Genomic DNA, 14,487 nt, shown 5'->3' with positions numbered 1-14,487 from the left:
CCATTGACGCGATTTTGAAGCAAAACAATTAACTCAAAAGACGTGGGTTCTCGTAGAAAATAAGGCTTTACCCGCCCAAATAACTCTCAAATTAACGATGGCAGTATGACATTCTTAGTGGCTGTAATTACATTGGCCACAATTATGATGTAGAAAAGCATACTTTGCGTTTTATAGGAGATGTAGGGAGTACTCTGAAGTTCTGCACACAGTTACATCAGCTAGGGCTTCATATTAAACGTTTGCTCGACCAACCCTTAAATTTTCACTTCAGTGTTATGGATAGCGAAATCCAACTTACCCTGATGAGCACTAATTAACAATCCAATATATTCCACACCATTAAGCCATAAAAAAACCGAGGCTTGAGCCTCGGTTTTCAGTTCAACTTACGGAGAACTTAATAAACGCCTTGAGCAAGCATTGCGTCAGCAACTTTTACGAAGCCTGCAATGTTCGCACCGTTTACATAGTTCACAGTACCATCTTCTTCAGTACCGTATTTCACGCAGTTGCGGTGAATTTCTTTCATGATCGCGTGTAGACGCTCGTCAACTTCTTCGAAAGTCCAACCCAAACGAATTGCGTTTTGAGACATTTCAAGACCAGAAGTTGCAACACCACCTGCATTTGAAGCTTTACCTGGTGCATAAAGAATTTTCGCTTCAACGAATTTCTCAACTGCAGCCAAAGTAGATGGCATGTTTGCGCCTTCAGCAACACAGATTACGCCATTAGCAAGAAGAGCTTCAGCATCAGCTTCATCTAATTCATTTTGAGTTGCACATGGCAGTGCGATATCACATTTGATTGACCAAGGGCGTTGACCTTCTAAATATTCAAAACCGTGCTTAGATGCAAATTCAGAAATACGGCCACGCTTAACGTTTTTCAATTCCATTACTTCAGCAAGAAGTTCAGTTGTGAAACCGTCTTTCACGTATACAGTACCAGCTGAGTCAGAAAGTGAAACCACTTTCGCACCCAAGTACATTGCTTTTTCAGCAGCGTATTGTGCAACGTTACCAGAACCCGAAATCGTTACAACTTTATCTTTAAAGCTGTCGCCACGAGTTTTCAGCATTTCCTCAGCGAAATACACAGTACCGTAACCAGTTGCTTCAGGACGCGCAAGTGAACCACCGAAAGTTAAACCTTTACCAGTGAACACACATGCTGTGTCATTGCTTAATTTTTTCATCATACCAGCCATGTAGCCCACTTCACGGCCACCTACACCGATGTCACCCGCTGGGATGTCAGTGTTAGAACCAAGATGACGGTATAACTCGATCATTAATGCTTGACAGAAACGCATAATTTCGCCTTCAGATTTACCTTTAGGGTCAAAATCTGAACCACCTTTACCACCACCCATAGGAAGTGTAGTTAAGGCATTTTTGAAAGTTTGTTCAAAACCTAAGAATTTAAGAATTGAAAGGTTCACTGATGGGTGGAAACGCATACCACCTTTGAATGGACCAATTGCTGAGTTGTATTGAACACGGAAAGCACGGTTAACTTGAGTTTGACCTTTGTCATCTACCCATGAAACACGGAACTGAATTGCACGCTCAGGCTCAACAAGACGTTCTAGCAAACCGTAGTCAGCATATTGTGGGTTCTTTTCGATGAATGGCCAAAGGCTCGTCATCACTTCTTCAACAGCTTGAAGAAATTCAGGTTGATGTTCATCACGTGTTTTAACGTAGTCTAGGAAGTCGTTAAGGCTGTTATATTTCAACACTTAATCCTCAGCAGATGTATGGATCAAAATTGATCACAATTTTGATCAAAGATATATTTTGGCGCAAAATATTAAATATCTTTTGTAACTAATCAGCAATAGTTTTTTTAAAAAATCTTTAAATTCTTTAAAGAACAGCGATTTAAATTGATTAATCAGATATTTTAGTTATAAATATTATTACTTTTAGGAATATTTTAATGAATTATTTTGCTCATTTATGATGCATCTATAGACCCATTTTTGCGCACAGCAATTCATACTGAAACATGCTAGAATTCAACGTCCTCTTTGGTTTTTCACTGCCTTCATTTGTACTCGCGACTACCCATGACTTCTGAAATTTCCCTCATCCAACAAATTGATGCCCTATTGCCACAAACTCAATGTGGACTTTGTGGACACCGAGACGGCTGCTTACCCTATGCCAAAGCCATCAGTGAAGGAGAAGAAGCCAATAAATGTATACCCGGTGGTCAACCTGTGGCAGATTCACTAGCAGCGTTATTAAATCGTCCACACTTAACAGCAGAAGCCAGTGTTTGGCCCATCCAAAGTGATGGGCGCCCGCAACGGGTCAAAGCCGTGATTCGTGAGGATGAATGCATTGGTTGTACCAAATGTATCAGTGCCTGCCCTGTTGATGCCATTATTGGCTCAGGCAAATTGATGCATACGGTCTTGACGGATTTATGTACGGGCTGCGAACTCTGCATCCCACCGTGTCCAGTGGATTGTATCGACCTTGTCGAAGAGCTTGATCAAGTGCCATCTGAACCTGTTCGAATCGCAGAACAGAATGATTTACGTCGCCGCTACTATGCACATATTCAGCGTGAGGAAAAGCGCCGAATTCATCGTAAAGGCCCTATTGTACGCGCAGAAATTGATACGGAACTTTTTGCCCAATTTTCGACCCAGACAGACTCAGTACCGGTCATTGAAGTCGTGGAAAAACCTGCTACGCCAGTCGTTCAACTCGATGCAAAAACCACCATTGAACTTGCAAAAATTCGTACACAAATTAAGAAATTAGAAAAACAACTGAGTGTTCGAGACGATGCAAAAAAACGTGAGTTACTCCATACGCTCACGCAACAATTAACACAACTGCAAGGGGCTTAATCATGGCTGTTAAAAACATGACTAAGAAGCAAATTCAAACTTTTTTTGAACGCTTACGTGAGCAACGCCCCAACCCGAAAACTGAACTCAATTATAGTAGTCCATTTGAACTTTTAGTGGCTGTTACCCTATCTGCTCAGGCCACAGATGTCAGTGTCAACAAAGCCACAGATAAACTTTTTCCAGTAGCAAATACTCCTGAAGCTATTTATGCGTTAGGTGTTGACGGACTGAAGGAATATATCAAGACCATTGGCCTGTATAACTCAAAAGCGGAAAATGTCATTAAAGCCTGCAAGATTCTCATTGAGAAGCACAACAGCATCGTTCCGAATAATCGTGCAGATTTGGAAGCCTTACCCGGTGTCGGTCGTAAAACTGCAAATGTGGTGCTGAATACTGCTTTTGGTCAACCGACCATGGCCGTTGATACACATATTTTTCGTTTAGGTAATCGTACAGGATTGGCTGTCGGCAAAAATGTTCTGGAAGTCGAACACCGACTCGTCAAAGTGATTCCTAAAGAATTTATCGTCGATTCACATCATTGGCTGATTTTACATGGACGCTATTGTTGTATTGCCCGCAAACCCAAATGCGATGAATGTATCGTGTCTGATGTATGTAATTGGAATGATAAGTATGAGTTTGGTGCATTAAGACCGATTAAAACCACCCAAATTGAAGATTAATCTCTTCAATTTCGGGGTAGATGGAATTTGTAAGAATCAATTGATCGAGTTGATGCTTAATTTTTATCTTGTTCTTTTTGTTTTTTATCAAGCTCTTGCTGCAGCTTTGGATGTAAGCGATATTGCTTCGGGCTCAGTTTAGCTTGCTCTGCTTCTTCCACTTGCACCTTACGCAACATTTTAAAGCTGACAAATAATAAGCCCAATAACACCGCCACAGCGATGATGACCATTATAACCAAAGCAAATTTCATAACAGATTCGCCCTAAAAGCCACATAAAAAAAGAGCCCCACTATGCAGTAGGACTCTTTGATTGTCAAAAATTCAAAAAAGTTGAATTATTTAGACTGATCTAAAATCGCGAACAAATCAGTTTGAACTTGATCGATTGGACGAAGACCATTTAATTTGTCATAAGTCGGTGCGTTTTCGCCAGAAGCTGCACGACCTTGGTAGAAACCAACCAATTGCTCAGTTTCAGCGTGGTAAGAACCTAAACGCTTACGAATTGTTGCTTCTTGGTCATCCGGACGTTGAACAAGGTCTTCACCAGTTTCGTCATCTTTACCTTCCACTTTTGGTGGGTTGTAAACGGTGTGATATACACGACCAGATGCAGGGTGTTGACGACGACCAGATAAACGTTGAACGATTTCTTCGTCAGGTACATCAATTTCAATCACGTGATCGATGTTGATACCTTCGTTTTCAAGCGCTTCAGCTTGTGGAATCGTACGTGGGAAACCGTCGAAAATGCAGCCGTTAACACAGTCAGGTTGAGCAATGCGTTCTTTAACAAGACCAATAATAAGCTCATCAGATACAAGGCCGCCATTGTCCATGACGCTTTTAGCTTGTAGACCTAATTCAGTACCTTCACGAATCGCAGCACGGAGCATATCACCGGTTGAAATTTGTGGGATATCGTAGCGCTTACAGATCAACTGAGCTTGTGTACCTTTACCTGCTCCAGGTGGTCCGAGTAATATAATGCGCATAAAAAAACATCCTCATTTTAAACATTGTATATGACGCTATGTAGTGATCTGAACCCAAGATTCAGATCGTCTTCCAGCATCTAATTATAAGAAAGCCACAAACAAATGTATTGTACCCGCGATAAAACCGGTTACACCACCCAAGACAATTAAAATCCATTCGTCTTCCTGAAATGCAGGACGTAATAGATTTTGAAATTCTTTCGGTGTTAGCTCACGAATACGGTCTCTAAACATTTGAAAGATTTTCTGTGCACGGCTCGCATTAAACGCAGGGTCGCATACAGGCACCATCGTAATTTCAATTGAGCGATCGATCAAGTCTGTCTTGAGTTTTGCGTACTCTTTTGGACCTAAAGACAACTGTAATGAGGTACGAACCAGTGGAGATTCCATAATTTCATTAATATGACGTTTCACAATGCGACGGGTCTTATCTTTCTTCCCGCCATACATCATTTCGGTCATGATAGATTTTAACGTAATTAGGTCTTCTGTGACTACACTTGCGAATACATCCGAAACTTCTTCTTGGCGTTTCATAAACGCGCCTTGAACATTGTACGTTCCAATACGTGGAATCACAGGTTTAATCCAAGGGAATTTACGATCTTTAGTTAATTCAAATAATTGTAAATACTTAACAGGGTGCGGCTCAATGGGATTAAATACCATCCAGATGGCAATCCAGTTAGTCAAAAAGCCCCAGATTGCTGCCCAAAATGGAACTGTCCAATGCCATGGCACCACAAACCAAACGATCATCTGGAAGATACCAAAGAACATCCCAATCAAGGCACTGATATGCCAAATAAAGTTGATTTCTTTCTGGCCAACTTTAAGGAACATCCGCACCATCAAGAGACGATCCGCTTCCATTTGACTCACCACCATTTCACGCATGTCAACAAGTGACTCTACGTTCATGGTCAGTTCGGTCACGAGTTCTTTTAAGGTATTTGGCAGCTGTTTATGTGCTTGGGCATAAATACGGCGTTTAATTGAATACGGTAGGTTTTCCCAAAGCACCGCATTTCGGTCTAGCATGACTTCATCAATCAAATGCTCAAGCTCAAAGCCAACTTGTTCACCAATGATGCGCGCCATATCCTCAGGATCCATTGCATCCAAAAACTCGCGTAAGGAACCCAATTTAGACAATGTGTTATCCGTAATAATGCCAGAAATACGTCCAGCTTTTCTTGGCACAATTCCCTGCCATCCCACGGGTAATGGACCTAAATGGAATCCCCAGAAAGTAATCGGGTAAAACACCATTTTCAGTGCCATCCAAACGTGTGCCCAGGTAACGAATGCGGTAACGGGGATAATACTCAGCACAGCCCAAAAATCGGGACGTTGCAAAAAGGTTTGCCACAATTCGTTAACGTACTCAAGCATGCATAACTTCCATATTTAATTTTATTCAGTGAGTGCGGTTATAAAATAAAGTTGATTATTTTCACTACAAACCAAAACTTAAAGTATATGAGATTTGTAGTCTCGGTTCGGTTTCCACAATCACATTACCTGATTTGTCTTCTAATTTTTCACCCGCACCCATGCCTACACTAAACGTACTAATACGCTCGGCACTCAACATCACATAAGCAAGATCGATACCACCACCTAAACGCGCTTCATCTTCACCATCTACTTTCTTGGAGTCGATGTGGCCCGCATAAGCTCCGATATAATAACCATTTTTATCTTTGCCAGTGAAATGAACGGGGTAACGAAAGCCGACTTGCCCACCAGGTGTTTTATCATCGTTCAAGAAAACACCAGCTTTTGCATAGGCAATGCCATATGGGTTTACCCACTCACCATTCACGTGAATAATTTTTTGAGTAAAACCTGCTCCAACATTCCATGGTTGATAACCCTTACCTGTTAACTTTGCCTCAGGTAAAAATGAATTGTCATTGGCATGTGCGATGCTTCCGAGCATCATAAATGCAAGCAATGGATATAATTTATTCATTGTTTTCACAAACTTCCTTAGTATTATTTTTTGGAATATTCCTTTTTTATACGTTTCGACTTTAGCAGAATAATATGAACTGTTATACACAAAGCCCCATATTTTTCATGTCTGCAAAGTCAAAATATAGACTGCAATCACAGCAGAGTCTTTTTTATTTATCAAAAAAATGTCAGTTGCGCTAGAATATGTCTCTTCCGTTATTTTAGCTCTCAGTCTTTAAGTCGATCGCGTATGAAGCAGCATTATCCTTTAAAAAATGTCCAGCAAGAAAAGCGGATTTATCGTAATCGCGTGGTGATTTCGATAGGGATTGTCTCCTTCTTTATGCTGTTGCTTGTGGCACGATATGCATATTTGCAAATCAAAAGTTATGAGACCTTTTCGACTGCTGCCGATCAAAACCGAATTCGATTGCAACCGCTTGCACCTTCTCGTGGTTATATCTATGACCGTAATGGTGTGTTATTAGCGGATAATTATCCGGTTTTCTCAGCAACCATGAGCCGTGCGGATGTTGAAGACATTGATGATACGGTAGAGCGCTTAACGCCTCTGTTAGAACTGACTGATGAAGACATCGAACGTTTCAAAAGTCGGATTAAAACCTCTAAAAAGACTGAACGTGTTTCGATTAAACTGAATTTAAATGAAAATGATATCGCCCGTTTTAGTGAGGTGAAATATCAATTCCCGGGTGTCAATATAGAGACCCAAATGACTCGCTACTATCCACATGGCGAACTGTTTGCCCATGTGATTGGCTACGTAGGTCGTATTAATGACAAAGAACTAAAAACGATTGATAAAGATTTATACGCTGGCTCAAACCTGATCGGTAAAATTGGCGTTGAAAAATCATATGAAGAACTTTTACATGGTATGCCGGGCAATGAGTCGGTTGAAGCTGATGCCTTTGGTAATGTGTTACGCCATTTAGGTCGTAAAGATCCGATTCGTGGTAATGACTTATATTTATCCTTAGATTATGGACTGCAAATGGTCGCTTCAGAGCAGCTTGCAGACCGACGTGGTGCGATTGTTGCGATTGACCCACGTACTGGAGAAATTCTTGCTCTCGTTTCTAGTCCAAGTTTTAACCCTAACTTATTTGTTACTGGGATTAGCAGCAAAGATTATTCTGAACTACGTGATAGCCTCGATCAGCCATTATATAACCGTGCTGTGCAAGGGGCTTATCCACCGGGTTCAACGATTAAGCCAATGTTTGGTCTAGGTGGTATTCATTATGGTCTAGTGGATTGGAGTACTGCCATTTCCGATCCGGGCTATTTCACGCTTCCGGGTGACAGCCATCGTTTCCGTGACCACAAAAAAACTGGTCATGGCTCAGTTAATTTACACAAAGCTCAAGTCATTTCCTGCGATACCTACTTCTATGTCTTGTCCTATCGCATGGGCATTGAAAAAATGAATACTTGGATGCGTCAGTTTGGCTTCGGTGAAAAAACCGGTGTAGATTTACCAAGTGAAAGTACGGGGCTATATCCAAATCCTGAATGGAAGCTCCGCACACGGAAGTCCAACTGGCTCAAAGGTGAAACCATTTCTGTCAGTATTGGTCAGGGTGCTTTTACTGCAACACCATTACAACTGGCGATGGCGACTGCCATTACTGCCAATCAAGGCTCTCATGTTACACCTCACGTTCTGCGTGAGAGTAAAGGTGCTAAAGTTCACAAAGTCCATAACGCCCCGAATGGTCGCATTCAATTTAATGGTAAGCCAGATGATTGGATCAAAATGCGTGATGCCATGATTGATGTGGTTCAAACAGGAACAGGTCGTGGTATTCGTACCCCAATGTATCAAATAGCAGGTAAAACAGGGACCGCACAGGTTAAAAGTATTGCCCAAGGTAAACGTTATAACGAGTCCTTATTGACAGAGCGTCAGCTTGACCATGGTTTATTTGTTGGTTTTGCCCCTGCGGAAAAACCTGAAATTGCGATTGCAGTCGTTTGGGAAAATGGTCGTCACGGTGGTTCTGCTGCTCAAATTGCGAAACCGATGTTTGACTACTGGTTATTAACACGTAAAAAGAATCCAATTCGTCCTGCAAGCCATCAAATTAGCGGTGGTCTCATGACTGCAGGTCTAAAACCGAGTGAGTTACCAAGCGGCTCGAATATTTTATCAGCCGATCCAAATGCGAGCCCAACAGCTCAGCAGAACAACAGTGCCACTCAACAACCGAATAGTGTAAATACAACACCTCGTGCTGCCAGTGCAGCACATGCAACCGATGAGGAATAATTCATGAAAAATCAATTAAGAATCATTGGTGGTGAATGGAAGCGTCGTCAATTACCTTTTGCCAGTATTGACGGTTTACGCCCTACACCTGACCGTGTCCGCGAGACATTATTTAACTGGCTCATGTGGGATGTTCAAAATGCCAAAGTCCTCGACCTCTGTACAGGTTCAGGGGCATTATCGTTTGAAGCACTCTCACGTGGTGCAGCAGAAGCCGTTTTAATTGAACCTGATCGCACCCAAGCGAAGTTTCTCATGGACAATTTAGAACTCTTAAGGGTGAGCAAACAACGTGTGCAACTCAAAAACATGACGGCACAACAAGCCATTCCTAACTTGAAAGATCAATTTGATCTGATTTTCTTAGATCCCCCTTATAGTCTTGATTTATGGCAAGAACTTGCTGAATTGGTCGATCCGTGCATTGCAGACAATGGTTTAATTTATATCGAAGCTGACCGTGATCTTGCTCAGTTAAAGCTCCCGAGCAGTTGGCAGCAAATAAAACAAACCAAAGCAGGTACGGTACGTGCAGGCTTATATAAAAAGGCTTAATGTAAATGCACACAAAAAAGGACGTTAATGCGTCCTTTTTTATTACTTGAAAATCATTAAACCTGTGGTCGAAGTGGACGCTGGCTGTTAAATCCACCTGGGGTTTTAGCTTTATCCACGGGCGTTACTTTAGGACGTTGTTGCTGTGGTTTTTGCTGCTGGGGCTTACTTGTATTGGGTTTAGCTGGCGTCTGAGGCTTTGCGCTTGGACGATGCACATTTGACGGATGCTGAGATGAAGGTTTCTGTACATTCGGTTTATGCGCATTTGGTTTATGCGCATTTGGTTTATATATATTGTCTGGACGGTTATTCGAATTCGGTCGTGGTGAGTTTGGTCGATGTTGCGGGCTATTCACTCGACCATATGAGCGGTCATAACGCTGACTTGAGTCATAGCGCTGACCGTATGAACCACCATATTGACCTGAATAACCATATTGATTTGCATAACCATATCGATTCGATTGGTATCGGCCATCATCAAATGGCGCCACGACACACCCTGTAAATGTAATTGCAACCACAGATAGCAAAGCAACTTGTTTAAGCATGTGTAGCACTCGTTTTTGATGAAGAGCATTTTCAATTATCGAAATGAATTTAATCGGAAGTCTGTGTACATCTGCTGTATTTAAACATTCATGTTTTATTCATGGTTTGAGGTCCAATTTTGCTACATTTACTCAGTCAGCCACATTTATATAGAAAAATTCACTACAATAGCGCCACGTATTTCAAAGCTGTAATTTAATGACTTGTCTGATTTTTATTCTTGGTGCCATCTTTGCGGGATTCGTACAAGGATTAACAGGGTTTGCATTCGCCCTTATCGCAATGTCATTTTGGGTTTGGATACTTCCCCCGCAAATAGCCGCACCATTGGTGGTCTGCGCTTCAGTTTATAGCCACTTCATCTCATTATCATCAGAACGTAAAAGCATTCCGATCAATAAAAAAATCATTTATCCCTATTTAATTGCAGGAATTTTAGGTGTACCGCTCGGTACCTATTTATTAGACAGCATTAATCCAGATACATTTAAATTGGTTTTGGGCGCTTTTTTAATGTTTTGGTGCCCAATTTTATTTTTTAATCCGAAATTTTCATTCATCCAAAAATCAGGGAAATGGGCGGATTCTAGTATTGGATATATTGCTGGGATCTTGGGTGGTCTCGGTGGCTTTTGCGGCGCATTACCCTCTGCATGGCTTATACTAAAAAATACACCCAAAACAGAACAACGCTATATTTTGCGACATTTCAATTTAGCTATTCAGCTCGTCACACTCATTAGCTATCTGCTACAAGGGATCATCCATCGTGAACATCTGCCCTATTTAGCCGTGCTTTTGGTGATTATGGCTTTTCCAGTGATTTTTGGTGCCAAACTTTTTTATCGCACTTCAGAACGCCAATTTAAACATATTGTATTAGGTCTTCTATTCTCTTCAGGCTGCTTCTTGGTGACGATGAGTATCTTAACCTGATGACTCAAAACCTAAAGATATTTGTCCAAATCATTCTAGAAAAACCCCTTCTCAGTTAGATATTCACATCTTGTAACAATGACACAGTTCACATTTAAATAAAAATTAGCCAAATGGTAAAAAAGTAATTAATTTTTCTGACGAAAATTAATAGAATATTGCACCTCATAATTTTGCTTAAAATAAAACCATGAAAAAGTTCATCCTGCTTGCAGGTGTAACTCTGCTTAGCGGCTGTATGTTTGGCACGTCCAGCGAAATTAAAAAAGCTGAAAAACTACTCTCACATTTTCAGTGCAATAATATTGAAAGTTCACATATGACTCATAGCTCGATTACAACTTTCCATGAAGAAAAACTAGCATCAAGTAAACAAAAAGTCGTGTCTTATATCGATAGCTATAAGCAAGGCGAAAAGTTATTTCGTATCCCGCTCATCGATGTGGTTGATCAGCAATACATTATTTATAAGGCGGCATGTCAAAATCTGGGCGGTATCCATCCCGATTTTCATGATTAAATTCAATATAAAAATCTAAACAGAATCATCTAAACGTAAAAAGGACAGCCAATACTGTCCTTTTTTATTGGATTGTTAGATTAATGATAGCGTGTATCGACACTGAATTTTTCAGGAAATTTGGCATGTATTTGCGCGTAAAAATCCATGATTTCAGCCATATCTTTTTCATAATCGCCTGTAGGATAAACAATTTTACCCACACCAGTCTTTTTCTGCGCATAGTCCATATAGGCTAAAGCAATCGGCACACCCGCTTGCATAGCAACATGGTAAAAACCAGTTTTCCACTTCTCTTGTTTGGCGCGTGTCCCTTCTGGCGTCACCAACATGACCAATTTTGGATGATGCTTGAACAAGTCAGCCATCAGCTCAACCATACTTTGACGAGCTTCACCATCTTGTTTTGGACGACGATTAATACCAATTCCGCCCATGGCACGTACAAAAGGCCCAAACGGGAATTTCATATAACTGTCTTTAATCGTGATACGAACATTAACCCCTAAAGCTTTCAGGGCAAGGCGTGCATAAAGTGCATCCCAATTACTGGTATGTGGCGCTGCAATCATGACACATTGGTCAATATTTAAATCCCAATGGTTATCAATTTGCCACCCCATTAAGTTCAGACTTTTTTCCGCTGTTTTTTCAAACACAATTTGCACCGACAGTTTTTTCTATGCCGCAGAGTTTAACAACGCAAAATAATTATAAAAGCCTATATTGTTCAGTTATTCACCAATTAATATATAAATGTCCTTTAGCGTTCACTTTTAGGTAAGTCACCAATATTTTTTCATTTACGAATTATTAAAAAACAAATTTCAGTTTTGACCCATTAACCAAACACACAATTGTTAACAGGAATAGGCTATTTTTCTTGCGCAATAAAAGCCACGCTTAGCATTATATTGGGTACGTACGGTGTATAAATCTCATGAAAAAACTAATGCTCGCTCTCTGTATGGTCAGTGCAACCCTAACGGCATGCTCAAAGACCAGCAATGAATCTGAAACTGCGACACCCCCAGATAATAATGTCATTGCCAATACGGACGCTGCCTCAGAAAGCCCGATTGCCACAGGTGATAACACCGAAAATGCACTTGATTGGGCTGGTGAGTATAAAGGGATTCTACCTTGCCATGATTGCAAAGGGATTGAAACTGAACTTGAACTCAAACTTGATAAGAGCTATGAACTCAGCCAAGAGTTTTTAGGTAAACCTGCGAACACTGAAAATAAAGTGAAAGGCAGTTTTAAGTTTTTGCCAGATCAACCTGGGATGATTCAACTTGATGCCGAGGGCGACAATCGAATTTACTTTGTAGGTGAAAACTTTATTGAGCTTCGTGGTGATAAAGGTGAAAAACTAGAAATGCCTGAAGTAAATCTTAAACTCACCAAAAAGCTTGATTAGTGTTTTACTCTAAATAGGATTTTTTGTTTAATCCAAATGTATCAACGGGTTAATTATTTTCCGCCAAATACATAAGAAAGACCTACACGACCACCAACTTCGCTACCACCAGCAACACCAATTGCAGCGCTAAGTGAAGTACGGCCATCACCATAATAGCGAGCACACCTGCAAAAATTGGACGTTCAATAAAAAATTTTGACAGCATAGAACAAGATCACTTTCTGGTGGCGATTGGGCTTAAACACGCAATATTTTTCTTCAAATTAACATAGGCGAGTGGATCTTCCGTGACTGAAAATCAAAAAATTATACTTTTTCACAAAAATATTGTTTTTTCTTCATTTTTTCTCACAGATTTTTGTGTTTACCCTCCCAATTTTGGGATAGCTCCTAAACTCATCTAATTTCTATACTGCAGATATGACAATTTGAATAACAAGGAATTCGTGATGAAAAAAACGTTAATTTGCTTAGCCTTAGCAGGTTTACTCAGTGCATGTGGCGGGTCAGACAATGATTCTGGTAGCAATCAGAATCCGCCACCTAGTTCAGCAACACAGATTGGTGTACTGACCGATGGCCCTGTAACTGGGGTTAAATATCTCAGAGCTTCGAGTTCAGGTGAAAGTATTGAAGGTATCACCAATGATAAAGGTGAGTTTGAATATGCTGAGGGTGATACTGTTCGCTTCTTTATTGGTGATGTGCAACTTGGTGAAGCCATTGAAGCTAAAGCACGTATTACCCCACTAGATTTGGCTGAAAGTGAAAATGCCCGTACCAACTTAATGGTATTTTTACAATCTTTAGATAGCGATGGCGACCATAGCAATGGAATTGAAATTACTGCAGACACTCAAACAGCCTTAACCGCTGTGAATATGAATTTCGAGCAAACACCCGCAGAGTTTTCAACTACGTTTGTCAATGAAGTGATCCCTAAAACCGATATCCCACTAGATCGAATCGTGACACCTGAAAAAGCTGCAGAAAACTTCCAAGCCACTTTCTATAAAGATATTGCAGGCACTTGGGAAATTGGGCGTACTGAAAGCACTGCTGTTATATTACATATTTTACCAGACGGACGTTATGCGCTAGGTGAAGCAGATGTAGCTGATGAAACAGGGAAGTCTGGTATCGAAACAGGACGACTAAATTGGAATGCTTTAACTTCAGCGCTGAGCCCTGTGATCTCAGTAGATACTAATGGAGACTACGGGCTTTCACATCCAGACAATGATGGTCATTACCGCCTAAGTTATAACGGTACAGATTTAGTGCTGACTGATGTAGGAAGTAATAGCACCTATATTTTAACTAAAGTCAAACAATCATCAGGTTTAGTCGGCACTTGGCAATTTAATCAAACTCATTTATTTGCTTTCTTTGACACAGGATTCTATTTCTTGTTAGACACTGAAGGCGATGATGATTGCGCTAACCCAGGTATTGAATATGGCAAATATTCAATGACAGCCAATACACTTGCCGCAACAGAAGTGTTATATGACACCAACGATTGCGGTGGCTTACAAGACTCTTGGGATGGCAGTAAAGTGAATGCAACTTACAGCATCTCAGGAACAAGCCTAACCTTGCATCCGCAAGGCGAAGACTCTGTTACCCTACAACGTAGTAACTAAACATATTCAAAAGCTGCCTAAGCC

At 40.8% G+C, this 14,487-nt stretch carries 16 protein-coding genes; 8 read left to right on the top strand and 8 right to left on the bottom strand.

Going from position 1 to position 14,487, the window contains the following annotated elements:
* Positions 1–400 precede the first annotated feature (400 nt).
* On the bottom strand, positions 401–1,747 hold the full coding sequence (gene gdhA, locus FTV38_RS00465) for an NADP-specific glutamate dehydrogenase (RefSeq protein WP_227591817.1): 1,347 nt from the start codon (positions 1,745–1,747) through the stop codon (positions 401–403).
* Between the two features lie 330 nt (positions 1,748–2,077).
* Here gdhA and FTV38_RS00460 point away from each other — a divergent pair, with 330 nt between their 5' ends.
* Together FTV38_RS00460 and nth are read left to right on the top strand one after the other, a co-directional pair.
* Positions 2,078–2,872, top strand: a complete 795-nt coding sequence (locus FTV38_RS00460; RefSeq protein WP_180003967.1) for an RnfABCDGE type electron transport complex subunit B — start codon at positions 2,078–2,080, stop codon at positions 2,870–2,872.
* 2 nt (positions 2,873–2,874) lie between these two features.
* Positions 2,875–3,564, top strand: a complete 690-nt coding sequence (nth, locus tag FTV38_RS00455; RefSeq protein ID WP_180020700.1) for an endonuclease III — start codon at positions 2,875–2,877, stop codon at positions 3,562–3,564.
* Between the two features lie 56 nt (positions 3,565–3,620).
* On the opposite strand, the gene FTV38_RS00450 is transcribed toward nth, so the two are convergent.
* From FTV38_RS00450 to FTV38_RS00435, 4 genes are all read right to left on the bottom strand, one after another.
* Entirely contained in the window at positions 3,621–3,818 is a 198-nt protein-coding gene (locus FTV38_RS00450; protein WP_180003963.1) for a hypothetical protein, read from the bottom strand.
* Between the two features lie 86 nt (positions 3,819–3,904).
* On the bottom strand, positions 3,905–4,564 hold the full coding sequence (gene adk, locus FTV38_RS00445; RefSeq protein WP_180020699.1) for an adenylate kinase: 660 nt from the start codon (positions 4,562–4,564) through the stop codon (positions 3,905–3,907).
* Between the two features lie 84 nt (positions 4,565–4,648).
* Positions 4,649–5,965, bottom strand: a complete 1,317-nt coding sequence (locus FTV38_RS00440; protein ID WP_168378316.1) for a hypothetical protein — start codon at positions 5,963–5,965, stop codon at positions 4,649–4,651.
* Positions 5,966–6,029: 64 nt separating this feature from the next.
* Positions 6,030–6,548, bottom strand: coding sequence for a hypothetical protein (locus FTV38_RS00435; RefSeq protein WP_180020698.1), 519 nt, complete (start codon positions 6,546–6,548; stop codon positions 6,030–6,032).
* Between the two features lie 234 nt (positions 6,549–6,782).
* Here FTV38_RS00435 and mrdA point away from each other — a divergent pair, with 234 nt between their 5' ends.
* The gene (gene mrdA, locus FTV38_RS00430) at positions 6,783–8,825 is read left to right on the top strand and encodes a penicillin-binding protein 2 (protein WP_180020697.1); all 2,043 of its coding nucleotides are present in this window, start codon (positions 6,783–6,785) and stop codon (positions 8,823–8,825) included.
* 3 nt (positions 8,826–8,828) lie between these two features.
* The gene (gene rsmD / locus FTV38_RS00425; protein ID WP_168378319.1) at positions 8,829–9,380 is read left to right on the top strand and encodes a 16S rRNA (guanine(966)-N(2))-methyltransferase RsmD; all 552 of its coding nucleotides are present in this window, start codon (positions 8,829–8,831) and stop codon (positions 9,378–9,380) included.
* Positions 9,381–9,436: 56 nt separating this feature from the next.
* Here rsmD and FTV38_RS00420 read toward each other — a convergent pair whose 3' ends face one another.
* Positions 9,437–9,934: a hypothetical protein gene (locus tag FTV38_RS00420; RefSeq protein ID WP_180020695.1), complete on the bottom strand. Its 498-nt coding sequence runs from the start codon at positions 9,932–9,934 to the stop codon at positions 9,437–9,439.
* Between the two features lie 199 nt (positions 9,935–10,133).
* Between FTV38_RS00420 and FTV38_RS00415 the strand changes: the two genes are divergently transcribed.
* Complete coding sequence (locus FTV38_RS00415) at positions 10,134–10,871, top strand: sulfite exporter TauE/SafE family protein (protein ID WP_180020693.1); 738 nt, start codon at positions 10,134–10,136, stop codon at positions 10,869–10,871.
* Between the two features lie 190 nt (positions 10,872–11,061).
* Positions 11,062–11,391, top strand: a complete 330-nt coding sequence (locus tag FTV38_RS00410) for a hypothetical protein (RefSeq protein WP_078192963.1) — start codon at positions 11,062–11,064, stop codon at positions 11,389–11,391.
* Between the two features lie 80 nt (positions 11,392–11,471).
* On the opposite strand, the gene FTV38_RS00405 is transcribed toward FTV38_RS00410, so the two are convergent.
* On the bottom strand, positions 11,472–12,050 hold the full coding sequence (locus FTV38_RS00405) for a 1-acyl-sn-glycerol-3-phosphate acyltransferase (protein WP_171262613.1): 579 nt from the start codon (positions 12,048–12,050) through the stop codon (positions 11,472–11,474).
* 281 nt (positions 12,051–12,331) lie between these two features.
* Here FTV38_RS00405 and FTV38_RS00400 point away from each other — a divergent pair, with 281 nt between their 5' ends.
* Positions 12,332–12,814: a copper resistance protein NlpE gene (locus FTV38_RS00400; RefSeq protein WP_180007485.1), complete on the top strand. Its 483-nt coding sequence runs from the start codon at positions 12,332–12,334 to the stop codon at positions 12,812–12,814.
* 82 nt (positions 12,815–12,896) lie between these two features.
* Here the strand turns inward: FTV38_RS00400 and FTV38_RS18000 are convergent, their stop codons facing one another.
* Positions 12,897–13,022: a hypothetical protein gene (locus tag FTV38_RS18000; RefSeq protein WP_257222683.1), complete on the bottom strand. Its 126-nt coding sequence runs from the start codon at positions 13,020–13,022 to the stop codon at positions 12,897–12,899.
* A 244-nt stretch (positions 13,023–13,266) separates the two neighbouring features.
* On the opposite strand from FTV38_RS18000, the gene FTV38_RS00395 reads away from it, so the two are divergent.
* On the top strand, positions 13,267–14,463 hold the full coding sequence (locus tag FTV38_RS00395) for a hypothetical protein (RefSeq protein ID WP_179988557.1): 1,197 nt from the start codon (positions 13,267–13,269) through the stop codon (positions 14,461–14,463).
* Positions 14,464–14,487 lie beyond the last annotated feature (24 nt).

Origin of the sequence: Acinetobacter sp. YH16044 (assembly GCF_013417145.1) — a bacterium.
GTDB lineage: Bacteria > Pseudomonadota > Gammaproteobacteria > Pseudomonadales > Moraxellaceae > Acinetobacter > Acinetobacter amyesii.
Note: the sequence above shows the minus strand (reverse complement) of the source record. Positions and strands in the feature narration are given on the sequence as shown.